Annotated in this window: 22 protein-coding genes, 1 tRNA gene and 1 pseudogene; 9 read left to right on the top strand and 15 right to left on the bottom strand. The window is 55.3% G+C overall.

Features of this window, described 5'->3' with window-relative positions; all coding sequences use genetic code 11:
* Nucleotides 1–95: 95 nt before the first annotated feature.
* The 5 genes from mnmH to ppiB form a co-directional block, all read right to left on the bottom strand.
* Complete coding sequence (gene mnmH / locus ACQG1Y_RS05815) at nucleotides 96–1166, bottom strand: tRNA 2-selenouridine(34) synthase MnmH (protein ID WP_015571228.1); 1071 nt, start codon at nucleotides 1164–1166, stop codon at nucleotides 96–98.
* A gap of 84 nt (nucleotides 1167–1250) precedes the next feature.
* Nucleotides 1251–2318 (bottom strand): 5-(carboxyamino)imidazole ribonucleotide synthase, encoded by a 1068-nt coding sequence (gene purK, locus ACQG1Y_RS05820; RefSeq protein WP_003858922.1) that lies wholly within the window; start codon nucleotides 2316–2318, stop codon nucleotides 1251–1253.
* Nucleotides 2315–2824 (bottom strand): 5-(carboxyamino)imidazole ribonucleotide mutase, encoded by a 510-nt coding sequence (purE, locus tag ACQG1Y_RS05825; protein ID WP_006809824.1) that lies wholly within the window; start codon nucleotides 2822–2824, stop codon nucleotides 2315–2317. Before purE ends, purK begins: the two co-directional genes overlap by 4 nt.
* A 119-nt stretch (nucleotides 2825–2943) precedes the next feature.
* Entirely contained in the window at nucleotides 2944–3666 is a 723-nt protein-coding gene (gene lpxH / locus ACQG1Y_RS05830; protein WP_017694382.1) for a UDP-2,3-diacylglucosamine diphosphatase, read from the bottom strand.
* A 3-nt stretch (nucleotides 3667–3669) separates the two neighbouring features.
* Entirely contained in the window at nucleotides 3670–4164 is a 495-nt protein-coding gene (gene ppiB / locus ACQG1Y_RS05835; RefSeq protein ID WP_000256009.1) for a peptidylprolyl isomerase B, read from the bottom strand.
* A gap of 175 nt (nucleotides 4165–4339) precedes the next feature.
* Here ppiB and cysS point away from each other — a divergent pair, with 175 nt between their 5' ends.
* Nucleotides 4340–5725 carry a cysteine--tRNA ligase gene (cysS, locus tag ACQG1Y_RS05840; protein WP_017383232.1) on the top strand — a complete coding sequence of 462 codons (1386 nt, stop codon included), beginning with the start codon at nucleotides 4340–4342 and terminating at the stop codon, nucleotides 5723–5725.
* A gap of 91 nt (nucleotides 5726–5816) precedes the next feature.
* Here the strand turns inward: cysS and ACQG1Y_RS05845 are convergent, their stop codons facing one another.
* The 5 genes from ACQG1Y_RS05845 to folD all read right to left on the bottom strand — a co-directional run bounded on the left by ACQG1Y_RS05845 (nucleotide 5817) and on the right by folD (nucleotide 10375).
* Nucleotides 5817–6338 (bottom strand): metal-dependent hydrolase, encoded by a 522-nt coding sequence (locus ACQG1Y_RS05845; RefSeq protein ID WP_015571226.1) that lies wholly within the window; start codon nucleotides 6336–6338, stop codon nucleotides 5817–5819.
* A 73-nt stretch (nucleotides 6339–6411) separates the two neighbouring features.
* Nucleotides 6412–7428 (bottom strand): Mal regulon transcriptional regulator MalI, encoded by a 1017-nt coding sequence (gene malI / locus ACQG1Y_RS05850; protein WP_023303216.1) that lies wholly within the window; start codon nucleotides 7426–7428, stop codon nucleotides 6412–6414.
* Nucleotides 7429–7511: 83 nt separating this feature from the next.
* On the bottom strand, nucleotides 7512–9011 hold the full coding sequence (locus ACQG1Y_RS05855; protein ID WP_003858916.1) for a PTS transporter subunit EIIC: 1500 nt from the start codon (nucleotides 9009–9011) through the stop codon (nucleotides 7512–7514).
* Between the two features lie 282 nt (nucleotides 9012–9293).
* Nucleotides 9294–9506 (bottom strand): ribosome-associated protein YbcJ, encoded by a 213-nt coding sequence (gene ybcJ / locus ACQG1Y_RS05860; RefSeq protein WP_017694378.1) that lies wholly within the window; start codon nucleotides 9504–9506, stop codon nucleotides 9294–9296.
* Between the two features lie 2 nt (nucleotides 9507–9508).
* Complete coding sequence (gene folD / locus ACQG1Y_RS05865) at nucleotides 9509–10375, bottom strand: bifunctional methylenetetrahydrofolate dehydrogenase/methenyltetrahydrofolate cyclohydrolase FolD (protein ID WP_006809817.1); 867 nt, start codon at nucleotides 10373–10375, stop codon at nucleotides 9509–9511.
* Between the two features lie 310 nt (nucleotides 10376–10685).
* Between folD and fimA the strand changes: the two genes are divergently transcribed.
* From fimA to sfmF, 6 genes are all read left to right on the top strand, one after another.
* Entirely contained in the window at nucleotides 10686–11249 is a 564-nt protein-coding gene (gene fimA / locus ACQG1Y_RS05870) for a type 1 fimbrial major subunit FimA (RefSeq protein ID WP_003858911.1), read from the top strand.
* Nucleotides 11250–11318: 69 nt separating this feature from the next.
* Nucleotides 11319–11861 carry a type 1 fimbrial protein subunit FimI gene (fimI, locus tag ACQG1Y_RS05875; RefSeq protein ID WP_017383235.1) on the top strand — a complete coding sequence of 181 codons (543 nt, stop codon included), beginning with the start codon at nucleotides 11319–11321 and terminating at the stop codon, nucleotides 11859–11861.
* Between the two features lie 34 nt (nucleotides 11862–11895).
* Nucleotides 11896–12588, top strand: coding sequence for a type 1 fimbria chaperone FimC (fimC, locus tag ACQG1Y_RS05880; RefSeq protein WP_015571222.1), 693 nt, complete (start codon nucleotides 11896–11898; stop codon nucleotides 12586–12588).
* Nucleotides 12589–12602: 14 nt separating this feature from the next.
* Entirely contained in the window at nucleotides 12603–15161 is a 2559-nt protein-coding gene (locus ACQG1Y_RS05885; protein WP_015571221.1) for a fimbrial biogenesis usher protein, read from the top strand.
* Nucleotides 15154–16161, top strand: coding sequence for a type 1 fimbria D-mannose specific adhesin FimH (gene fimH / locus ACQG1Y_RS05890; protein WP_023296054.1), 1008 nt, complete (start codon nucleotides 15154–15156; stop codon nucleotides 16159–16161). Before ACQG1Y_RS05885 ends, fimH begins: the two co-directional genes overlap by 8 nt.
* A 9-nt stretch (nucleotides 16162–16170) precedes the next feature.
* Entirely contained in the window at nucleotides 16171–16692 is a 522-nt protein-coding gene (gene sfmF, locus ACQG1Y_RS05895; protein ID WP_096205470.1) for a fimbria assembly protein, read from the top strand.
* Nucleotides 16693–16742: 50 nt separating this feature from the next.
* Here sfmF and fimZ read toward each other — a convergent pair whose 3' ends face one another.
* The 3 genes from fimZ to ACQG1Y_RS05910 all read right to left on the bottom strand — a co-directional run bounded on the left by fimZ (nucleotide 16743) and on the right by ACQG1Y_RS05910 (nucleotide 19588).
* Entirely contained in the window at nucleotides 16743–17375 is a 633-nt protein-coding gene (fimZ, locus tag ACQG1Y_RS05900; RefSeq protein ID WP_003858901.1) for a fimbria biosynthesis transcriptional regulator FimZ, read from the bottom strand.
* Between the two features lie 809 nt (nucleotides 17376–18184).
* Nucleotides 18185–18901, bottom strand: coding sequence for a helix-turn-helix transcriptional regulator (locus ACQG1Y_RS05905; RefSeq protein ID WP_017383240.1), 717 nt, complete (start codon nucleotides 18899–18901; stop codon nucleotides 18185–18187).
* A gap of 24 nt (nucleotides 18902–18925) precedes the next feature.
* Entirely contained in the window at nucleotides 18926–19588 is a 663-nt protein-coding gene (locus ACQG1Y_RS05910) for an EAL domain-containing protein (RefSeq protein ID WP_033486630.1), read from the bottom strand.
* A gap of 303 nt (nucleotides 19589–19891) precedes the next feature.
* On the opposite strand from ACQG1Y_RS05910, the gene ACQG1Y_RS05915 reads away from it, so the two are divergent.
* Nucleotides 19892–19968 (top strand) — tRNA-Arg (locus ACQG1Y_RS05915).
* Between the two features lie 15 nt (nucleotides 19969–19983).
* Here ACQG1Y_RS05915 and ACQG1Y_RS05920 read toward each other — a convergent pair.
* Both ACQG1Y_RS05920 and ACQG1Y_RS05925 read right to left on the bottom strand, forming a co-directional pair.
* Complete coding sequence (locus ACQG1Y_RS05920) at nucleotides 19984–21147, bottom strand: integrase (protein ID WP_368740666.1); 1164 nt, start codon at nucleotides 21145–21147, stop codon at nucleotides 19984–19986.
* A gap of 131 nt (nucleotides 21148–21278) precedes the next feature.
* Nucleotides 21279–21374, bottom strand: a pseudogene (locus ACQG1Y_RS05925) (helix-turn-helix domain-containing protein); the annotation flags it as partial.
* A gap of 702 nt (nucleotides 21375–22076) precedes the next feature.
* Between ACQG1Y_RS05925 and ACQG1Y_RS05930 the strand changes: the two are divergent.
* A protein-coding gene (locus ACQG1Y_RS05930) for an IS3-like element ISSen4 family transposase (RefSeq protein WP_087451024.1) occupies nucleotides 22077–23197 on the top strand; the annotation gives its coding sequence in 2 pieces (ribosomal slippage) (nucleotides 22077–22335 and nucleotides 22335–23197; 1122 coding nt in all).
* The last annotated feature ends 94 nt before the right edge of the window (nucleotides 23198–23291 follow it).

Here is a 23291-nt window from a genome sequence, read left to right on the forward strand (position 1 = left end):
CACCCTGACCCTCTCCCACGGGGAGAGGGAAAAAACATTAAAAACGGCAACCCAGGTTGCCGTTTTGCTTTTACCTCGCCACCCGGCTTTATTTTTCAGCGATCGAGCCACTCAGCAATTTCTTCGTACGTCCCGCGATACACAATCTTCTCCGCCTTTTTCTCCAGCTGATAGCCGTACATCGGGTCGTAATAGTCCTTCAGCAGCGGCACAAGCCAGCTGAAGTGCGCGTCAGTGCTGCCAGTACGCTGTTGCTCGACAAGCGCGGCATCCAGCAGGGCGGTAAATTCCGCAAAGCGTTGCAGCCCCAGACGGCGACGAATGGCGTACAGGCCGTGATGCAGATATTCGCTGTACGCTTTCCAGCCCGCCTCTTCACCGCAGGCGGCAGAAAAGTCGGCCCACATGTGGACGAAATACTCTTCGCGCAGGCGCTCAAGACGGATCTCAAACGGATCCTCGACCACCACGACAGGCGCTTCAGCCATGCGGTCTCGCAGGCACTCCGGCAGGTGGTTAGAGCCAATCATCCGGCCTTCATCTTCCAGCACCCAGCGCGCGGCGTCTTTTTTCAATAGCTCAACCGCAAGGTGATTTTCAAAGCTGGCCTGGGAAAGCTGCGGCGTGAGCGTGCGGCCAAACGACGAACCGCGATGGTGCGCCAGCCCTTCCAGATCGATGCCCTGCGCATGCTGCTTAACCAGCAGCGTTTTACCGTTACCGGTGCAGCCGCCAATAAGCACCATCGGCTTTTGCGACTGCTCAATGGTCACCTGAATCGCCGTCTGACGCAGGGCCTTATAGCCGCCGCGGATCAGCGGGTAGTCGATGCCCGCCTCTTTCAGCCAGGCCTGGGAGATGTGTGAGCGCTGGCCACCGCGCGCGCAGCAAAGGTAGCCCTCAGGATGGGCAAGGCTGGCTTCCCGCCAGGCGCTGATGCGCGCCTCGCGCGTCTCGCCGTTGACCAGGCTATGGCCGAGCGCCAGCGCGGCGTCCGGACCCTGGCGTTTATAGCAGGTGCCGACGGCGGCACGCTCGTCGTCGTTCATTAAGGGCAGGTTGAGTGCGGCGGGCATCGCACCCTGGGCAAATTCGATCGGCGCGCGAACGTCGATTAAAGGGGTATCGGACGCGAGGATCGCGCGATAGTCCGTTCCATCGTTCATGGTGGTTCCAGAAGAAAACTGAGCAGCAATGGGCGGGGATTGTACGCCGGGGAAGGGGAAGGTCAACTCCCCGGCGAGGGATACTTACTTCAGTTTTGACTGCGCCCAGACAATACCGCTCGCATATTCTGGCGGCAGCAGGGGAACAATCGCTTCCAGCGTGGCGCTCAGGCGGTCCGTGTCGGTATCGTTCAGGTTCAGATGGCCGACCTTACGCCCCGGACGCACCTCTTTGTCGTACCAGTGCAGGTGCACCAGCGGCAGCTTCAGCCAGTTGTAGTTCAGATCGGTACCGATCAGGTTGATCATCACCGACGGGCTGGTCACCACCGGCTGCGGCAGCGGCAGATCGGTGATGGCGCGCAGGTGCAGCTCGAACTGGCTGATGGAGGCGCCGTTTTGCGTCCAGTGGCCGCTGTTGTGCACGCGCGGCGCAAGTTCGTTGATCAGCAGACCCGACGGCGTGACGAAACACTCCATCGCCATCACGCCCACATAGCCCAGCTCATGCATAATAGCAGAGAGCATCTCTTCCGCCTGCGCCTGCTGGTCAGCATTGGCCTGCGGGAAGGCGACGCTGGTGCGCAGAATCCCGTCCTGATGCAGGTTATGCGTTAGCGGGTAAAAAACGGTGTGCCCGTCATGCCCGCGCGCGCCAACCAGCGACACTTCACCGCTAAAGTTAATGCCCTGCTCAACAATGCACTCGCCGTAGCAGTCGTCCGGCAACTCGGCGGTGTCGTTCGCGCGCAGGCGCCACTGCCCGCGGCCGTCGTAGCCGCCGACGCGACGCTTCACAATCGCCAGGTCTCCCAGCATCGCAAACACGTCATCCCACTCGCGCTTATCGGAAAGCAGCTGCCACGGCGCGGTCGCGAGGCCGAGCTTGTCGAAAAGCTGTTTTTGCGTGAGACGGTCGGCAATGATCGGGAAGACGTCGCGGTTCACAAAGGCGTTATGGCGCGCCAGCTCGCGGGTCAGGGCGGTTTCCGGCCAGCGTTCAATTTCGGCGGTGATCACGCTCTGATGGAACGGCACGGCTTCCGGCTCGGCATCCAGCCCGACGGGCCAGACGGCAATACCCAGCGGCTCACCGGCCTGACGCAGCATCCGGCCAAGCTGACCATTACCAAGAACGCAAACCTGCTTCATGCTGCACCCCGCGGATCCGGGTTATCCAGCACCTCATCGGTCTGGGCTTTACGCCACTCCGCCAGACGCTGGTGCAAATCTTTATCATGCGTCGCCAGGATCTGCGCGGCCAGCAGAGCGGCATTTGCCGCACCTGCTTTACCAATCGCCAGGGTACCGACAGGAATACCGCGCGGCATCTGGACAATAGAGTAAAGGCTATCCACCCCGCTTAACGCGGCGCTTTGCACGGGAACACCCAGTACCGGCACCAGCGTTTTGGCGGCAATCATGCCCGGCAGATGTGCTGCGCCGCCCGCACCGGCAATGATCACCTCGTAACCGTTCTCTTCGGCGCTTTCGGCGAAGCTGAACAGTTTATCCGGCGTACGGTGCGCGGAAACCACTTCGACGTGGTGCGGAACATTCAGGATTTCAAAGATTTCGGCGGCGAACTGCATGGTAGCCCAGTCGCTTTTGGACCCCATCACGATGGCGACACGCGCCGGATTATTGCGGGAAGACATGCGTCTTAAAACTCCTGTGGTGCGGAACACACTGCTTTCGAGGGCACAGAGAATAGCATGTAATACCGGCAAGGAAAACGGTTGCGTGGTCGGGAAATGAGCGAAAAGACGGGGAGGCGTTAAAACGGGAAGGCGATCAGTTCGACACCTTCCGGCGTAACTTTGACCATCGATCCTTCGCTGTGCCAGGCGCCTAAAACCACGCGATGGGCGGGCTCGCCGTTGGCGATAAGGGAATGCACATCGGGACGATGGGTATGGCCGTGGATCAGCCACTGAACGCGATGCTTCTCCATCACCTTCACCACCGCCTGCGGATTGACGTCCATGATGGTCATCGATTTGCTGCTGTTGGCGGCCTTGCTGCCCGCGCGCATTCTGGCGGCGATGCGGTTGCGGATAAACAGCGGCAGGGCGAGGAACACTTTCTGGATCCACGGGGTGTGAACTTTGGCGCGAAACGCCAGGTAGCCGGTATCGTCAGTGCAGAGCGTGTCGCCGTGCATGATCAGAATATTGCGGCCATAGAGGTTGAGCACCTGCTCTTCCGGCAGCAGCGTCATACCGCTCTCGCGGGCGTAGCGCTGGCCGATCAGGAAATCACGGTTGCCGTGAATGAAATAGCAGGGGACGCCGGAATCCACCAGCACTTTAATGGCCGCAGCTATCTCACGGTGCAGCGGGTTCGGATCGTCGTCGCCTATCCAGGCCTCAAACAGGTCGCCCAGAATGTACAGCGCGTCGGCGCTTTTCGCTTCACCGCGTAAAAAACGCAGAAAACCGGCGGTTATCGCCGGTTCTTCTGTTTGCAGATGCAGATCCGCAATAAAGAGTGTCGCCACGAATTACTCGCTGACGGTCACGCTTGTGATCACAACGTCTTCTTTAGGAACGTCCTGGTGCATACCGCTGCGGCCAGTAGAAACGGCTTTGATCTTGTCGACCACGTCCATCCCTTCAACCACTTCTGCGAATACGCAGTAGCCCCAGCCTTGCAGACTTTCGCCAGAGAAGTTCAGGAAGTCGTTGTCCGCTACGTTGATGAAGAACTGTGCGGTCGCAGAGTGTGGCGCCTGAGTACGGGCCATTGCCAGCGTACCACGGGTGTTTTTCAGGCCGTTGTTCGCTTCGTTTTTGATCGCTTCTTTCGTCTCTTTCTGGCGCATGCCAGGCTCGAAACCGCCGCCCTGGATCATAAAGCCGTTGATCACACGGTGGAAAATAGTGTTGTTGTAGAAACCTTCGCGGCAGTAGTCCAGGAAGTTTTTAACTGTTTCAGGCGCTTTGTCATCAAAGGTTTTGATTACGATATCGCCATGATTAGTGTGGAAAGTAACCATTTTTGCATCCTGTTCCGTTATTGTGGTGCGTCGACCCGTGCTCGGGTCACATATAGGGGCTTGTTATAGCATAACCACAGGACACGATCACCTTGCATTGTGTGCTGACCGTACTCCGAATTATGGGTATTATAAGGAACAAACAATCCACACACGTGTTTACATGGAATCTTCGATGTTAAAAATCTTTAATACAATGACGCGCCAAAAAGAGGAATTTAAACCTATCCATGCCGGGGAAGTCGGCATGTACGTGTGTGGTATTACGGTTTACGATCTCTGTCATATCGGCCATGGCCGTACCTTTGTCGCGTTCGACGTGGTGTCACGCTACCTGCGCTTCCTGGGCTATAACCTGAAGTACGTGCGCAACATCACCGACATCGACGACAAAATCATTAAACGTGCTAATGAAAATGGCGAAAGCTTTGTCGCGCTGGTGGATCGCATGATCGCCGAAATGCACAAGGATTTTGATGCCTTAAATATTCTGCGCCCGGACAGCGAACCGCGTGCGACCCACCATATCCATGAAATCATTGATATCACCCAAAAGCTGATCGAGCGTGGTCACGCCTATGTGGCGGACAACGGTGACGTGATGTTCTCGGTGCCTACGGACCCAACCTACGGTGCGCTTTCCCGCCAGGATCTGGACCAGCTCCAGGCCGGCGCGCGCGTGGACGTGGTGGACGTGAAGCGTAATCCGATGGACTTCGTGCTGTGGAAGATGTCCAAAGCGGGCGAACCGAGCTGGCCATCCCCGTGGGGCGAAGGGCGTCCGGGCTGGCACATTGAATGTTCCGCGATGAACTGCAAGCAGCTGGGCAACCATTTCGACATCCATGGCGGCGGTTCGGATCTGATGTTCCCGCACCATGAAAACGAAATCGCGCAGTCCACCTGTGCACACGGCGGCGAGTACGTGAACTACTGGATGCACTCCGGGATGGTGATGGTTGACCGCGAGAAGATGTCGAAATCGCTGGGTAACTTCTTCACCGTGCGCGACGTGCTGAAGTATTACGACGCGGAAACCGTGCGCTACTTCCTGATGTCTGGCCACTATCGCAGCCAGCTGAACTACAGCGAAGAGAACCTGAAGCAGGCTCGCGCTGCGCTGGAGCGTCTGTATACCGCCTTGCGCGGCACCGATAAATCTGTTCCGGCCGCAGGCGGTGAGGCGTTCGAGGCCCGCTTCGTTGAGGTCATGAACGACGACTTCAACACCCCGGAAGCCTACTCCGTGCTGTTCGACATGGCGCGTGAGGTGAACCGCCTGAAGTCAGAAGATATGGCGGCGGCCAATGCGCTGGCGTCTCATCTGCGTAAGCTCTCTTCCGTGCTCGGCCTGCTGGAGCAGGAGCCGGACCTGTTCCTGCAAAGCGGCGCGCAGGCGGACGACGGTGAAGTGGCGGAAATTGAAGCACTGATCAAAGCACGTCTCGAAGCGCGTCAGGCGAAAGACTGGGCGGCGGCGGATGCGGCGCGTAACCGTCTGACCGAGATGGGCATTATTCTGGAAGACGGCCCGCAGGGAACCACCTGGCGTCGTAAGTAGGTCCGTAACGCCCGGTGGCGCTAACGCTTACCGGGCCTACAAAATCACGACCGTAGGCCGGGTAAGGCGTAGCCGCCACCCGGCTTTTCTTTTACCTCCGCCTCCACCACAGCAACCCCATCAGCACCATCCCCGGCAGCCACACCCACAGCAGTTCTGAAATGATTACCTGATGCCCGTACGGCGTGGTGTAGCGTGACAGCGCAAACGGCGCGACCTTGATCACCTGCCACGGCGCAAAGAAGCGTTCATCAGACCAGGGCCACAGCCAGCCGACGCCTTTCCCGCCTGTCGTTATTGAATCCAGCAGGCTGTGCGACAGCAATGACACGGTTAAAAACAGCCAGCACCGCGTCAGGCTGGCCCTGAACCAACGTCGGCCTGCCAGCACGCAGAGTATCGGCACCACCAGGGCAAACAGTAGCGAATGAGTGAAACCGCGGTGGCCGAAAATATTCCCGTAGGCGACACCGAATTTAAACGCCAGTACGTCGGCATCGGGCAGCATGGCGAGGACGATCCCGGCAAACAGCAGGCGGGGTGGGATGACTTTGGTTCCGAGCCCTAAGCCCAGACACAGAGGTACGGCAGCGTGGGTGATAACGGTAGGCATTGCATTTATCCATGGCAAATCATGGGAATATAGCAGCAGATCCGCCGCAGCAAACCTGTGCTAAATTCTGATTTTACGCCGATTCCCGCGCGATAAGCTGCCCGGAGAGGGTAATGCGCTGCGTTTGCAGATCCGGCTCTTTCAGCCTGCGGATCATCAGCCCTGCCGCCTGGCGGCCGGTCTCTTCGCTGGCAGACGAAACGTAAGTCAGCGACGGCGACGTGAGATTAACGTGGAGCATATCTTCAAAACCAATCAGCGCCACCTGCTGGGTTAAAAACACGTCTTTACCCACCGTGCGCCCCACCTGGTGAATACCTGAGATTGAACCGATCATCGCGTCCGGTGAATGGCAGAGCAGGGCGGTAATCGTGTTGTTCTTCTCCAGCAGCTGACGAGTCGCCATGGCCGCCGCCTGCGTGTCATCGGTGCAGGCGGGAGAATATTCCTCACGCCAGACCAGGCCGCTCTGCGTCATCGCGCTGCGAAAACCAAGCAGGCGCTGCTCGCGGATACGGCACCCGTCGCGCCCGCCAATGTAGGCGATGTTACGGTGCCCGCGCTCGATAAGATAACGCGCGGCCAGGTTCGCCGCCTGGCGGTTATCGCGCATCACCAGGTTGCATTTCTCTTCCAGCAACGACTGCGAAACCGCCACAAGCGGCAGCGGGCAGTGACGAATGTGTTCCGGAAGAGAGGCGGCGCGGGTGTCCGACGCCAGGTAGATGACGCCCGCCACGCCCTGCTGCTTAAACGAGAGCAGGGTACGCTCAAGATGTTCGCCGTCGTTCAGCGGCTGACCGAGAAATACCATATAACCCTGTTTCTCCAGCTCCTGAACGATGCTCGCCATCACCTTGATGGAAAAGCTGTCGCTGAAGTCGCGCAGGATCAGGCCGATTAAGTTGGAGGTGTTGGCGCGAAGATTGGCAGCGGCGACGTTATGAACATAACCCAGCGTTGTGATGGCGGCATTGACCTTCCCGATCGTCGCCTCTGAGATCTTCCCTTTCTGGCGCAGCACCAGCGAAACGGTAGAAACCGACACGCCCGCATGCTTTGCGACATCAATAATGCTGACTTTCTTCAAAACCGCTCCCTGAAATTTCCCAATTATCAGCCAGATAAGAGGCGTCCCCCAGCGTACAGGAGACGCCTCCTTCAGGCATCTTATTATTTGCCAATCATCGTGGACATGGTCTGGGCGATAAACTGTGCTCTGGCCCCGAAAATCACCTGTATTCCGTTATCGCCAACGAACACCACGCCGCGCGCGCCAAGCCCGTTCAGCCCGTCCCGGTCCACCGCTTCGCTCTTCGCCACTTCCAGACGCAGACGTGTGATGCAGGAGCCGACGGAATCAATGTTCTGCGCACCGCCCAGCAGGCCGATGATTTCGGTGGCAAGTTCGGAATCGGACTTGTCATTCGCGCTGGCGGTCACTTCGGTGCGGCCCGGCGTTTTCACGTCGAAGCGACGGATCACGAAGCGGAAGGTGAAGTAGTAGATCAATGCCATCGGAATGCCGATGATAATGGCGCTCAGGAAGTTGGTCTGATAGCCGTTAAACGACGGCAGGATCCCGAACGACAGGTAGTCGATAAAGCCCGCCGAGAACGACTTGGCGATGTGCGCATGCAGCAGGTACATGGTCATGTACGCCAGGCCCGCCATGATGGCGTTGAAGACGTAAAGGATCGGCGCCACGAAGATAAAGGTGAACTCTACCGGCTCGGTGATGCCCGTCAGGAAGCAGGTGAGGGCCGCAGAGAACAGAATACCGGCCGCGATTTTCTTATTCTTCGTGTGCGCTTCGTGGTACATCGCCAGACACGCCGCGGGCAGTGCGAACAGCATCAGCGGGAACTCGCCCTGCATGAATTTCCCGGCGTTCTGGTAGGTGTCGCTGCTGAAGGATTTCACTCCCTCTTCCAGCATCTTGAACCAGATGGTCTGGTCACCGTGGATCACCTGACCCGCCTGGGTAGTGTAATCCCCGAACGAATACCAGAAGGAGGGATACCAGATATGGTGCAGGCCGAGCGGGATCAACGCGCGCTCCACCAGCCCGAAGATAAAGGTCGAGGCCGCCTGGTTATCGCCGTTTACCACCACGGACAGGGCGTCGATCCCGGATTGAATATGCTGCCAGACGTACGGCAGCAGCAGGCCGAGCAGGAACGACAGAAACGCCGTCGCAATCGCCACAAAGCGCTTGCCGGAGAAGAAGCCGAGGAACTCCGGCAGCTGCATGGTGTGGAAGCGGTTGTAACACCAGGCCGCAAGAATACCGCAGATTAGGCCGCCAAAGACGCCCATCTGCAACGTCGGAATGCCAACGACCATGGCGTATTTGCCGCCCTGAGAGGCCATTTCCGGCGTGATGCTCAGCACGGTGCTGATGGTGATGTTGGTGACAAACACGGAGACCGCCGCAGAGAGTGCGGCAATGCCGGATTCCGAAGCCAGTCCAACGGCAGAGCCGATGGCGAACAGCATCGGCAGGTTATCAAAGATAACCCCGCCGGCGTTCATCATCAGCGGCAGATGGAACTTATCGCCGAAGGCCAGCAGCAGGCCCGCAGCGGGAAGCAGTGAAATTGGCAGCATTAAGGCGCGACCAATCATTGATAACTTAGACAGCGATTTAACAAACCCTGATATCAGGCTCATGCTGATTTCCCCCGAGTAGCGCTTTTTTCGCGCTGTTATTGTAAGTAGAACGTTTTAGTAGAACGTTCTACTTATCGTGGGGAAAGTCTGAAAATCGCGCAACTTAATTTTCACATTTCGCCAGAGTGAATAGTGATTATTTGAAGTTGATCGATAATTAACCGTGATGGGTGTGAGGGGATTGTGAGAGAAATTGCCGGGTGGCGGCTTCGCCTTACCCGGCCTACAAACGGAGACAGTACGTAGGCCCGGTAAGCGCAGCGCCACCGGGCATCAGACAGCTCAGGCCGTCACGGTCACGCTCTGTCCTGCAAAGCTCACGGTCTGACCCGCGACAATTTTGCAGCGCTTGCGGGTTTCCACCGCGCCGTCTACTTTTACCTGCCCGTCGGCGATGACGATCTTCGCCTGCGCGCCGCTTTCGCTCCAGCCTTCCAGCTTCAGCAGATCGCACAGCTCAACGTGCGGGTGTTTACCTAAAGAAAAAGTTGCCATGATTACGCGTCCTCTACGTCGTGATACTCCTCGCACGCCTGCAAGGTATTCTGAATCAGTGTTGCTACCGTCATCGGGCCTACGCCGCCCGGGACCGGAGTGATATAGGATGCGCGCGCTGCGGCATCTTCATACACCACGTCGCCGACCACTTTGCCGTTTTCCAGACGGTTAATACCCACGTCCACGACGATTGCGCCCTCTTTGATCCACTCGCCCGGAATAAAGCCCGGCTTGCCGACCGCAACGATCAGCAGATCGGCGTTTTCGACGTGGTGACGCAGGTTTTTAGTGAAGCGGTGGGTAACGGTGGTAGTGCAGCCCGCCAGCAGCAGCTCCATGCTCATCGGGCGGCCCACGATGTTGGAGGCGCCAATCACCACGGCGTTCAGCCCGTAGGTGTCGATGTTATAACGCTCCAGCAGCGTCACGATGCCGCGCGGGGTACACGGACGCAGGCGCGGCGCGCGCTGGCACAGGCGGCCTACGTTATACGGATGGAAACCGTCAACGTCTTTGTCCGGCGCGATGCGCTCCAGCACCTTCACGTTGTCAATGCCCGCAGGCAGCGGCAGCTGAACCAGGATGCCGTCGATCTCTTTATCGGCATTCAGGGTGTCGATCAGTTCCAGCAGTTCCGCTTCGCTGGTGGTTTCCGGCAGATCGTAAGAGCGGGAGACGAACCCCACCTCTTCACACGCTTTGCGTTTGCTGCCGACATAAATTTGCGAAGCCGGGTTGCTGCCAACCAGCACAACGGCCAGCCCGGGGGCGCGAAATCCGGCGGCTTTACGCGCCTTCACTTTTTCCGCAACCTCAGAGCGCACCTGCTGCGCAATCGTTTTACCGTCAATAATCTTTGCTGCCATCAGAGAGAAGATTCCGTCTGTAACGTTAGAAAGGGGGGATTGCCTGTATTTTGTCAGAAGCGAGCGCCGCTGTCAGTCACCCTTTACGAGATTTCATCGATGGCCTGCAAAATCCCTTCTCAGGGCATGGTCAATTTCTTAGAGGTGATTAGGATGTGACCTGGCAAAATGACAGCGTTTTGACATATTACAAAATAAATTCCTGAGCTACTTTGTCCTCTCCGAAATAAGCCTTCAATTTTTTAATTGATCGTATTTCTTATTCCCGAATATGCGCGGGAAGGGTTATTTACATTTTAAAGGAATAGACATGAAACTCAGCAACATTGCTTCTACTGTTATTGCAACTCTGGCCCTGGTCGCGGGTGCCGCTCACGCAGAAGATCCGGTAGCGCCTGTATCTGTAAACGGTGGTACGGTGCATTTTAAAGGTGAATTAGTGAATGCCGCGTGTTCAGTGAATACTGACTCTTCAGAGCAGACGGTTAATCTTGGCCAGTACCGTACCGCGAAATTCACTAAAGTAGGTGACACCACCTCCAATATTCCGTTCACCATCGAACTGAACGACTGCGATCCTGCGGTCGCGAAAACCGCTGCTGTCGCGTTTACCGGCCAGATCGACGCCACCGACAAAACGCTGCTGGCGGTAAGCTCCGGTAACAACGACAACTCCGCGAAGGGCGTGGGTATTGAGATCCTCGACAGCAAATCCTCCACGCTGACCCCGGACGGCGCCACCTTCTCTGCGGCGCAGAACCTGATTGAAGGGACTAACACCCTGAACTTCACCGCGCGCTATAAAGCCACGGCGGCGACCACCGAGCCAGGCCAGGCAAACGCGGACGCAACATTCGTAATGAAATACGAGTAATGCCTGAGTACAGGGATGTGGCTGGCCTCAGGGAAGAGGTCTTTTGATCGCCTATACCGGGAGCGAAGGATGACAAGGACTGGGATACTGCTGTGTGCCCTTGCGATTGCCTCAGCGGTAAACGCACATACCGTGGTCATAGACGGCGGCAAAGTACACCTCAGGGGAGAGCTGGTTAACGGCGGCTGCGCCGTGGCCCCGGACAGCCAGAATATGCGCGTGGATATGGGGCAATACCGCACAAACGCCTTTTCCGGCGTCGGCAGCTTTTCCACGGTTAATGTGCCTTTCACCGTACGTCTGCTGGATTGCAGCGTGGACGTCTCCCGCACCGTGGGGATCCAGTTCCAGGGAGTGACACCGGCAGAAGATCCGCAGGTTTTCCTGGCGACATCGCGGCCGGGGGAAAATGCGGTCAGCAGTGGTGTCGGGCTGGCGCTTTTTGACGAACAGCAACGTCAGATCATCCCGAACGCGACGGCGGTGAGCTGGTTACCCATTGACACCCGCGAGCTGGTATTTCATTTCAGCGCCCGCTACCGGGCAATTTCCGAACACCTTGTACCAGGCACTATTCAGTCGAATGTCTGGTTTACGTTGATTTATCCCTGACGCCTGCGAACTAATTATTAAAGGTACGGTTGTGATGAACACCCTGATTAAACCTGGACTGTTTTTAGCTTTTATTTTGATGATGGTTTCTGCCAGCGCGAATGCGTCCGGCGGAATTGCGCTGGGTGCGACGCGCGTTATTTATCCGGCCGATGCCAAACAAACGTCGCTGGCGATCACCAACAGCAATAAACAAGAGCGCTATTTAATTAACGCGTGGATAGAAAATGCCAACGGGCAAAAGGAAAAAACCTTTGCCGTCACGCCGCCGCTGTTTGTCAGCGAGCCGGCCAGCGAAAACACCCTGCGCATTATCTACGCAGGCCCGGCGCTGCCTGCCGATCGCGAATCGCTCTTTTACATGAACGTCAAAGCGATTCCCTCCGTCAGCAAAAAACATCAGGACGGCAACAACGTCCTGCAACTGGCTATTCTGTCACGTATCAAGCTGTTTGTTCGCCCGGCTAACCTGGCGATGCCGCCGGAAGAGGCGCTCTCACAGCTGCGCTTTGAGCGCGTCGGCAACCATCTTAAGGTGAGCAATGCCTCGCCGTATTACGTCACGCTGGTCAATCTGAAGCTCGGCGGCCAGACGCTGGATAACCTGATGGTTGCTCCTAAAAGCTCGGCGCAGCAGGTGCTGCCTGCCGCTGCGAGCGGCACGCTCTCCTGGCAGAGTGTGAATGACTATGGCGCCATTACGCCGGCGCGTAGCGTCAGCCTGTGAGCAGAGACAGGGCGATGAACACTCAATGGCGTTACTGCCCGGTTGCGCTGGCACTGATGGCAACGCTCTGGCCACTCGCTGGCTGGGGCGAAAGCTACTTTAACCCGGCGTTTCTCTCCGATGACACGGCGAACGTGGCGGATTTGTCGCGTTTTGAAAAAGGCCACCAGCAGGCACCGGGCGTCTATCGCGTCGATATCTGGCGTAACGATGAGTTTATCGGCACGCAGGACGTGCGGTTTGAGCAAGCTGACAACACGCCGCCGGTCGCGGGCGGTTTGTCGCCGTGCATTACGCGCGCGATGCTCGATCGCTTTGGCGTCAATATCGCCGCCTTCCCGGAACTGAGCAACGTGCAGGGCGATACCTGCGTTCCGCTCACCACGGCTATTCCGGGCAGCGAAACGGCGTTCAACTTCGCCTCGTTGCGCCTGAACGTCAGCCTGCCTCAGGTGGCGATGCAAAACAGCGCCCGCGGGTATATTCCACCTGAACAGTGGGATGAAGGCATCCCCGCCGCGCTGCTGAACTACAGCTTTACCGGCAACCGGGGCAGCGACGACGACAGCTACTATCTGAACCTGCAAAGCGGGTTGAACTATGGCGCCTGGCGATTACGCAATAACGGCGCGTGGCGTTATACCGAAAGCAACGGCCAGCGGCACAGCAGCTGGCAAAATATTGGTACCTGGGCGCAGCGTACGATCATCCCGCTGAAAAGCGAGCTGGTGCTTGGCGACAGCAACACCGGTAACGATGTCTTCGACAGCGTCGGTTTTCGCGGTGGTCGCCTCTATTCGTCCGACAGTATGTACCCGGACAGTCTGCAAGGTTACGCGCCTACCGTGCGCGGAATCGCCCGCACCCCTGCCAAAGTGGTGATCCGCCAGAACGGATACGTGATTTACCAGAGCTATGTGCAGCCGGGGGCTTTTGCGATAACTGATCTTAACCCGACCTCCTCAAGCGGTGACCTGGAGGTGACGGTGGAAGAGAAGGACGGCAGCCAGCAGCGCTACACCGTCCCGTATTCCACCGTTCCGCTGCTCCAGCGTGAAGGACGCTGGAAATACGATCTGGTGGCAGGGGACTATCGCAGCGGCAACAGCGAGCAGGACACGCCGTTCTTTACTCAGGGTACGATGATTGCGGGTCTTGCCGACGGTTACACGCTGTACGGCGGAACGCAGCTGGCCTCGCGCTATACCGCCATCGCCATTGGCGCGGGTAAAAACCTCGGTGACTGGGGGGCGGTTTCACTTGATCTCACCCATGCCCGCAGCCAGCTTGCCGATGACAGCCGCCATGAAGGGCAGTCCCTGCGGTTCCTGTACGCAAAATCCCTTAACGGATTCGGCACCAACTTCCAGCTGCTGGGCTATCGCTACTCGACCAAAGGCTTCTACACCCTCGACGATGTGGCCTGGCGCACAATGGAAGGCTACCAGTATGGCGACGATCAGGACGATGACGGCGTGCCGGACGTGCAGAGCTATCACAACCTGACGCTGAATAAAAAAGGGCGTTTCCAGCTCAATATCTCCCAGTCTCTCGGCGATTACGGCTCGGTGTACGTGTCGGGCAGCCAGCAGAGTTACTGGGGCACCAGCGAATCCAACGTCTGGTATCAGCTTGGCTACGCGGGCGGGGTGAAAGGGGTCAGCTACGCCTTATCCTGGTCGTGGAACAAGGCCGTCGGCATTGACGGAACCGACCGGATCGCCTCGTTCAACGTCTCCGTCCCGTTCAGCCTGTTCACCCGTCACGGCTACCGTCGCGATAACGCGATCGACCGGGCCTATGCCACGGCCTCAGCCAGCCGCAACAGCGACGGTGATACCAGCTGGCAGACCGGGATCAGCGGAACGCTGCTCCAGGATCGTAACCTGAACTACAGCGTCACGCAGGGTCACACCAGCAATAACGGTGCCAGCGGCAGCGCCAGCGCTAACTGGCAGGCGACGTACGGCACGCTGGGCGTGGGCTACAACTACGCCCGGGATCAGCACGACCTCAACTGGCAGCTCTCCGGCGGCGTGGTAGGGCATTCAGACGGCATCACATTCAGTCAGCCGCTGGGCGATACCAACGTCTTGATCAAAGCGCCGGGCGCGTCAGGCGTGAGCGTCGAAAACCAGACCGGCGTCAAAACAGACTGGCGTGGCTATGCGGTGATGCCGTACGCCACGGTGTACCGTTACAACCGCGTGGCGCTCGACACCAACACCATGAGCAACAACACCGACATTGAAAATAACGTTTCAAGCGTCGTGCCGACGAACGGTGCGCTGGTGCGCGCCAGTTTTGACACCCGCATCGGCGTGCGTGCGCTGCTCACCGTGAAGCGTGATAACCAGCCTGTACCGTTTGGGGCGGTGGTGCGTGAGACGCAGAGCGGCGTAACCAGCATGGTGGGAGATGACGGTCAGATTTACCTGAGCGGGCTGCCGCTGAGCGGAGAACTGCTGATTCAGTGGGGAGACGGGAAACAGTCCCAGTGTCGTGCGCCCTACAGCCTGCCAGAACAAAGCCTGCAACAGGCGATCACACTTAAGGGGATCCGCTGTGAATAAAATCCATTATCTGGGGCTATCCCTGCTGGCGTTTTTTCCGCTATCTGAGGCCTTCGCCACGGTCTGCGTCAATGAAAATGGCGTGCCGACGGAGGTGTATTACGACCTGACGGATAAATTTAACAGCTCCAATAACCAGGTGGGGCAGATTGTCACGCTCAGCGAGAAGTCCCAGTGGGTGGGCGTCAACGCCGTCTGCCCTAAGGGAACGTCCGGGAACACCACCAAGCGCAGCTATGTTACCGATTTCCCTGTTACGGGCACCAGCGATGGCTACCAGTATCTGAAGCTAAACGACTATCTGGACGGGGCGATGAAAATTACCGACAGCTACGCTGGCACGTTTTATCCGCCCAAAAGCTACATCCAGATGGGGAGCCACCCGAATGTGTCTAAAAACAAACCGTTTGGCGTACAGGATTCCAGCCTCGTCTTCCGGCTTAAAGTGACCCGACGCTTTATCAATATGGTGGTGATCCCCCGGGCGACCATGTTCCGGGTTTACGTCACCACGACCTCCTCGGATCCGCTCACCACGCCGGTTTATACCATCAGCTACAGCGGGACTATTCAGGTACCTCAGAGCTGTGAAATTAATGCCGGGAATGTGGTGGAGTTCGATTTCGGCGACATCGGCGCCTCCCTGTTCAGTAAAGCAGGCATCGGGAATAAGCCGGAGGGGATCTCAGCGCAAAGCAAAACCATCGGCATCAAATGCACCAACGTCGAGGCGAACGCCATGCTCACGATGCGTGTTGAAGCGGAGAAGGTTTCAGGCAGTACGCTGGTTTCCGATAACGCGGATGTGGGTTTTGTGATTGCCAACAGTAATGGCGTGCCGCTGACGCCCAACAACCTGACCAGCAAAATCCCGTTCCGTCTGGACGACAGCGCTCAGGCGCAGGTGGGGATCCGCGCGTGGCCCGTCAGCGTAACCGGTAAAAAACCTGCCGAGGGGCGTTTTACCTCTCGCGGCTATTTACGCGTCGACTACGACTAAGGAGCAGGTATGCGAAACGGAATGCGGTATTTAGCCGCCGCGCTCTTTGCGCTTTGCTCCCCTGCACACGCAGAGACGGCGCTTGGGGAAATTAACATTCAGCTCTACGGCAATATCGTGGATTTTACCTGCGTGGCGGAGGGGGACGACAGCAATAAAACCGTCACGCTCGGCACCTGGCCCACGAAACAGCTTCGCACAACGGGGAGCCGGACGCAGCCTGTACCGTTCACCCTGAAGCTGACCGGATGTCCGCCGGGGGCGGCTTCGGTCACATTTACGGGGAAGATGGACGGGCATGATAATAGCCTGCTGGCGCTGAATGATGCCAGCGCGGCCAGCAACGTGGCCGTGGAGATCCTCGACCGGGATAAAACGCGCCTCGCGTTGCAGCAGACCAGCCAGACGGTGGCGGTAGATGCGCAGGGAAATGCCGAACTATCGTTTTATGCCAATTATATCGCCACGGCGGATAACCCGCAGCCGGGACGGGCTGACGCCGATGCAACTTTCATGATTAATTATAATTAATCGTATCCACTCTCCCTGTAACGGTTATATGTTGCAGGGAGAGGGTAGGATTATAGTAATTCGTGCGCTTTCGCGTAATCAATTAATTCAACGATACTTTGCACGCCCAGCTTGGAAAAGATATTAGACTTATGGGCGCTAATTGTTTTGTTGCTAAGTAATAATTGATCCGCAATCTCCTTATTAGATAATCCGTTCGCCAGATATCGCAGAACCGTCACTTCACGATTCGATAATGGCATATCCACGGCGGCGCCCGTCCGCGAGCCCAGGTGGTTTATAAAACTCAATGTTTCTGAGGGGAAGAAGGAATAGCCCGTCAGGATCATTTCCACCGCGTTATAAATTTCCCCCAGATCTTTTCGCTTACTGACAAAACCATTTGCCCCGGCGCGGATGGCGCGTCCTGCGTAGAAGGCTTCAGATTTCGAAGAGAGGAAAAGAACCTTAATGTCTTTATTTAAGTTCCTGATTCTTTTCAGTAATACGAACCCATCCGTGCCCGTCATTTCAATATCGAGAATGACCAGGTCAATGGGGTGGTTGCGTATACAGTCAAGCACCTCGTGGCTGTCGCCTGACTTCAGTTTGACCTGGATGTTTTTATTTTTCTGTAGCAGGACTTCTATCGACATTCTGACGATAGGGTGTTCGTCCATAATGATAACGGATGCCGGTTTCATTTTTTATGCCTCAGATTGTTAAAAGCGTTATGCTGAGTTTTGTTAAAACTCTCGAAAAGCCGGAAGGATAATTGCGCAGATCCTTGTACGGTAAATGTCCCTGGGAAGAGCGAAAGCATCCTTGTTTACGTAGTGGTGATATCAATGCCTCAGCGCAGTTATCTCATAAGGCTGGTTATGGCAAAATGATTTTTCTTATTCGCGTGTCAAACACGTCTTATTATACCGTTTAAGTATTGTCCGAAAAGCCTGTAAATTAATATCCATATATTGCTGATTATTATGTTCTGGATCTGAATCACTAACTTTTTAAAATTAGCAAAAATGTCCTGATATTGCATTTACCACACACTTTCATCTTTATGTAATAACAAAAAATAAACGATTTTACTGTATGTTAAATGAATGTTAACAGCAAGCAGGCTGTGACAACCAGCATCCCGCCTGCCTGCCATCCCTGAAATCCGCCATTTCGTGCGTCATCTCTCCGTTTCAAACGCCTCCTGGCAAATTGCCGTTCCCAACAACAGAACAGTACTATCTGCTGTTTTCTTCACCTCTCATCGCATTCTTTTACAGGTGAATCGCTTGTTTTTACACCATTATCATCCTGTTAACTGAAGCGCCAGAACCTTAACGCATGGATAAAATCACTCTCGTTGAGCGTACCGGCAGCATTTCGCATGGTTTAAGAGCTGGAATTAGGAATAGTTATAAAATCGAAAGTTTTGTTAAAAAACACAAAAATTTAACATGCATCCTAAGTAATTTCCTAAAGGTCTTTAGGAATTAAGAAGTTACTGAATACGTTAATACGTGAAATCTGAGAGGTTGTTGAGAAGATGTAGCAACTCATGACGATGATTCAGCCCAAGTTTCGCCAGGATGCAGCTGAGACGGTAAATAATGCGGCTGTAGGGGCGGTTCTGTAACTGCGCGATCTGCCGCAAGGAGCTCCCCTGCGACAGCGCCTGTAAGATCGGCCATTCATCCCGTGAAAACCACTCTTTGCGGTTGCCGGCGGGTGACGGTGCTTCCAGCAAGGTTTGTTGCATAGCCAGCGCCGTTAGCTGGCGTTCAAGCACATGAAAAGGGCCAGCCGCTTTACAAAACAGGCGAGCATCATAATCATCGGCGCGGACGAGCAGGTAGGGTGTCAGGTAGGGGGCGAACAGGCTGTGGCGGCGTAATCGGTCCAGCAGGTCGATGAGCGGCGAGGCGCGGCTCTCAATGTCTATTACCAGACGCGATGAAGGCCAGTGATTTAAATCACTGAGGGCGGCTTCCAGCGTGGAATAGTCGCAGCAATTGCTCAGGGGCGACTGCCCGCTCAGTAAACCGGAACGGAAAAAATTATCCTGTGTGACCAGAATGATAAAGGGAGCATCGGTTTTGCGGGTCTGGTTGATTGACTGGCTCAAATATTCGAGACGATCAAAAAATGGGAGAGCAAAAGGCGAGTGCGTAGAACCCAGTGAATCACTTCCTGTCCGACGACGCCGGTAACGGCGCACTGTCATTCGCATAGCTTCCCTCTTGGCGATGACCGTTCAGTCCTCCTGCCATCTCCAGGATGGCCAATAATATCCCTGACCGAAGCGCGCGCCAGCATGAAGCGCGCAAGTACGGTCCCGTTCTGTTTCAATGCCTTCAATAAGCACATTCGCAGCGATTTTTGAACAAAGGGTGACCAGCTGTGTCAGCGCCGGCGTTTCACGTAAACGCCAGAAAGCGATCTTATCGATTTTTATTCCGCTTAATGGCAGGCGGCAGGATAAAAATGCTTGTCCTGACGCTTCATCAATATCATCCAGCCAGATCCGGTGTCCTCGCGCGGTCAACTGCTGAAGCGCACAACTCACCCTCAGACGCGCCGGGTCTGAGAGTGTAAAGAACGAGGCAGGCTCCACGAGTTCAATGTTCAGCGGTGGGCTGTTAAGTTGCAGTAAACGCTGGAACATTTCCGGTATGGTCAGAACGGTTATCGGCAAATTTATGAAAAGGTTGTCACAGGGGAAGGGGTTTTTTAACGCGGCGATCTGTGCTTCCAGCAGCATAAGCGCCCGGGCGGCGGACCAGTCCTGGAAAAAGCTTTCGTTTTGCTGATGCGGCGACAGCACGCTGAGCACTTCGGCCCCCACCGTGCGCGAAGATGAGAGGGCGACAATGGGTTCAAGCTTAATGCCTGTAATATCGTGTGAGATGTGCTGCACGCACGAGGGAAAACCTGTCTGGTCTGGCGCTGTCACTCCGTCGTCCTGTTCACTTCCAGCCTCCAGGCGGCCGGGTTACCGCTGGACAGTGTGAAGGTGAAGTAAACAGGAAAACAGCAGGCGTTACTTAAAAGCGGCTAAGCCTTTTCGCAGCCCGTAAAAGAGGGATAAATGTTGAAAAAACAGCCGTATTTACAATCAGCTAGTCATTATCGCCAGAGAAGGCGGAAAAGGCATTGACTCACTACGCATTGACCGTATAATTCCAGGCGTTTCACCACCGCGAAGTACACTCTTCTCCGTGCGCCCTTAGCTCAGTTGGATAGAGCAACGGCCTTCTAAGCCGTAGGTCGTAGGTTCGAATCCTACAGGGCGTGCCATTATGAATCATGTACTTACGCCTCTTTCACTTCCTCATCTTTTCCGATGTGGGACATATTTGGGACATCAACTCCAAAAATTGAGTCAATTTGCTTCGCATGCTCTGTTAAATGATTAGGTGCTAAGTGGGCATATCGACGGACCATTTCGATACTTTCCCAGCCTCCCATTTCCTGCAAGACAGACAACGGAACGCCAGACTGAATTAACCAGCTCGCCCAGGTGTGCCTCAGATCGTGAAAACGAAAATCTTCAATACCTGCACGACGACAAGCAGCATTCCATGCGCTCTGGTCATCAACCCGCATCTTCCTGACCGATGGAGTCTTTGACCCGTCAGGTCGAACACCGGCTTTCATATGGACGAACACCCATTTATGATGATTGCCAATCTGATCGCGTAGTACCTTACAGGCCGTATCATTCAGTGCTACACCAATAGCTCTGTTTGATTTACTGTCTTCAGGATTCACCCAGGCAACACGACGCTGCATGTCGATTTGCTGCCATTCCATATTGATGATGTTTGAACGACGTAGACCGGTTGCCAGCGCAAACTTAACAACCGACTTCAGTGGCTCAGGACATTCATCAATAAGCCTCTTCGCTTCCTCATGCTCAAGCCAGCGTACCCGCTTATTCCTTACGGCCGGCACTTTAATCACAGGTGCCTTTTCCAGCCACTTCCAGTCACGTTCTGCCGCACGCAGAATGGCTTTCATCAGCGCCAGGTGTTTGGCTTTGGTGGAAGTCGTGACAGGAGAGGCTGAATATAACGGTGCTGGCTGACCATTCTTCTTCGCTGCTGCTGCCTGAATTTTCCATATTTCAAGCAGCTTGCGGTTGCTCATCTTGTTTACTGCTGAGTAAATCCTTTGCTCGGTAACATCCTTTAATCGAATCCCTTCGAAATGCGCCAACCAGAACGCCATGCGGCTGCGGTCGTCTTTCAGTGACTTCTTCTCGGCTTTCTCCTCAAGCCACCGCATGCACGCGTCATCAAACGTTACATCAGGGAAATCGCCAAGCCTGTCTACTCGCCACAGTTCAGCTTTGCGCTTGTCATGTAACTCAGTAGCGAGCCGCTTGTCGGAAGTCCCAAGGCTTTCCTTAATTCGCTTCCCGCCCGGGAGCGAGTACGATGAGTACCATATTTCACCTCTGCGGAAGAGTGACATTTCGTTTCCTCTTTAATGCCATCACCCGCGCTCACGCCGACAGTATGCAGCGGAGACTGAAGCGCCGCAATGCAGGCTTGCCGTGTAGTGAGGTATGGTGATTTTGGTTTGGAAGGGTCTTTGCGTGTTGCCTGAAGGCGGCCTGTGCGAATCCAGTTGGTTGCGGTAGGTCTGGATATCTTGAGAAATGCACAGGCCTCATCGAGTGTGAGGCTGTGTGATTCCATGGTCACCCCTATGCATACCACTTATCTACATTGTCGGACTCAATAACTACATCCTCATACCCAAGCGTTGTTAGAAGTTCGCAAAGCACCTTATCTGCCTCAGCATGGTCACTTTCAGGGTCGTAGCTTGTATGTAGAGCCCTGAGCTTTACTATCGCCTCTTCACGAGTCATATCTATCTCCAATAAAAAACCGCCATTGCGGCGGTCTAGTCGATGCGTAAAAAAAGCCGCCTAAGCGACCTCCTGTTGAACATGTTTGAACTCACAACTTTATTGAATTCCGTTGCGCATTCTGGAGCATTAACTCAATGCCATTGCTTTTTGTCTGCATATCTTGCCTTTCCGGTAATTTATGCTTTGCAGCATTTTCTCTTCCAGTTGAGCAGTATGGGCAGTAAGAAATGCCAGATAATGGTGATAACACATGTCTGTAGGATGCAAAATTAACCACTCCAGAACCACCGCAGTAGTTACACATAATAGCCCCGTCTAGTTTCCCTCTGATTGTTTCATTTTACGCTAATTTCTTATACACGCGAGGCTCATCAACAGCAGCCGCGCGTAGTTCGTGTTCGTGATGCACCGAGTAGTTTCCGTCATCCCATTTACACCACACTTTCGGATGGTCGTGACCTGCTCCCCGTTGATTAGTACACCCCGATGTTAGTAATGTCTTCATAAGCCACATGAGGACATCCCCATGAAGAAGCGTTTTTCCGACGAACAGATCATCAGTATTCTCCGCGAAGCCGAAGCTGGGGTACCCGCCCGTGAACTCTGCCGCAAGCATGCCATTTCCGATGCCACGTTTTACACCTGGCGTAAGAAGTATGGCGGTATGGAGGTGCCTGAAGTTAAGCGCCTGAAGTCGCTTGAGGAAGAGAACGCCAGACTCAAGAAGCTGCTTGCCGAAGCCATGCTGGATAAAGAGGCGCTTCAGGTGGCTCTTGGGCGAAAGTACTGACGACAGACCAGAAGCGGGAAGCCGTGATGTTGATGTGTGATGCGACCGGTCTGTCGCAACGTCGTGCCTGCAGGCTTACAGGTTTATCCCTGTCGACCTGCCGCTATGAGGCTCACCGTCCGGCTGCTGATGCGCATTTATCAGGGCGCATCACTGAGCTGGCACTGGAGCGCAGGCGTTTTGGCTACCGTCGTATTTGGCAGTTGCTGCGCCGTGAAGGGCTTCATGTTAATCATAAGCGCGTGTACCGGCTTTATCACCTCAGTGGCCTGGGCGTAAAACGCAGAAGACGTCGTAAAGGGCTGGCAACAGAACGTCTGCCGCTGCTCCGTCCGGCGGCGCCCAATCTGACCTGGTCGATGGATTTCGTCATGGACGCACTTTCCACCGGTCGCAGGATCAAGTGTCTTACCTGCGTCGATGATTTCACAAAGGAATGCCTGACGGTCACTGTTGCCTTTGGGATTTCAGGCGTTCAGGTCACGCGTATTCTGGACAGCATTGCACTGTTTCGAGGCTATCCGGCGACGATAAGAACTGACCAGGGGCCGGAGTTCACTTGCCGTGCACTGGATCAATGGGCCTTTGAGCATGGTGTTGAGTTGCGCTTAATCCAGCCGGGCAAGCCAACGCAGAACGGATTTATTGAGAGCTTTAACGGACGATTTCGCGATGAATGTTTGAATGAGCACTGGTTCAGCGATATCGTTCATGCCAGGAAAATTATTAATGACTGGCGGCAGGATTATAACGAATGCCGCCCGCACTCCACGCTGAATTATCAGACACCGTCTGAATTTGCAGCGGGCTGGAGAAAGGGTCATTCTGAGAATGAAGATTCCGACGTTACTAACTGAGTGTTGTATCTAATCGTGGGGGCAGGTCAATACCATAAGATTCCGTAGATTTCCGTGCGCTTTTAGGGTTGGAGATGGTAGTGATCTGCAAATA

The sequence above is a fragment of the Enterobacter cloacae complex sp. 397G4 genome, from assembly GCF_050031515.1.
GTDB lineage: Bacteria > Pseudomonadota > Gammaproteobacteria > Enterobacterales > Enterobacteriaceae > Enterobacter > Enterobacter hormaechei_C.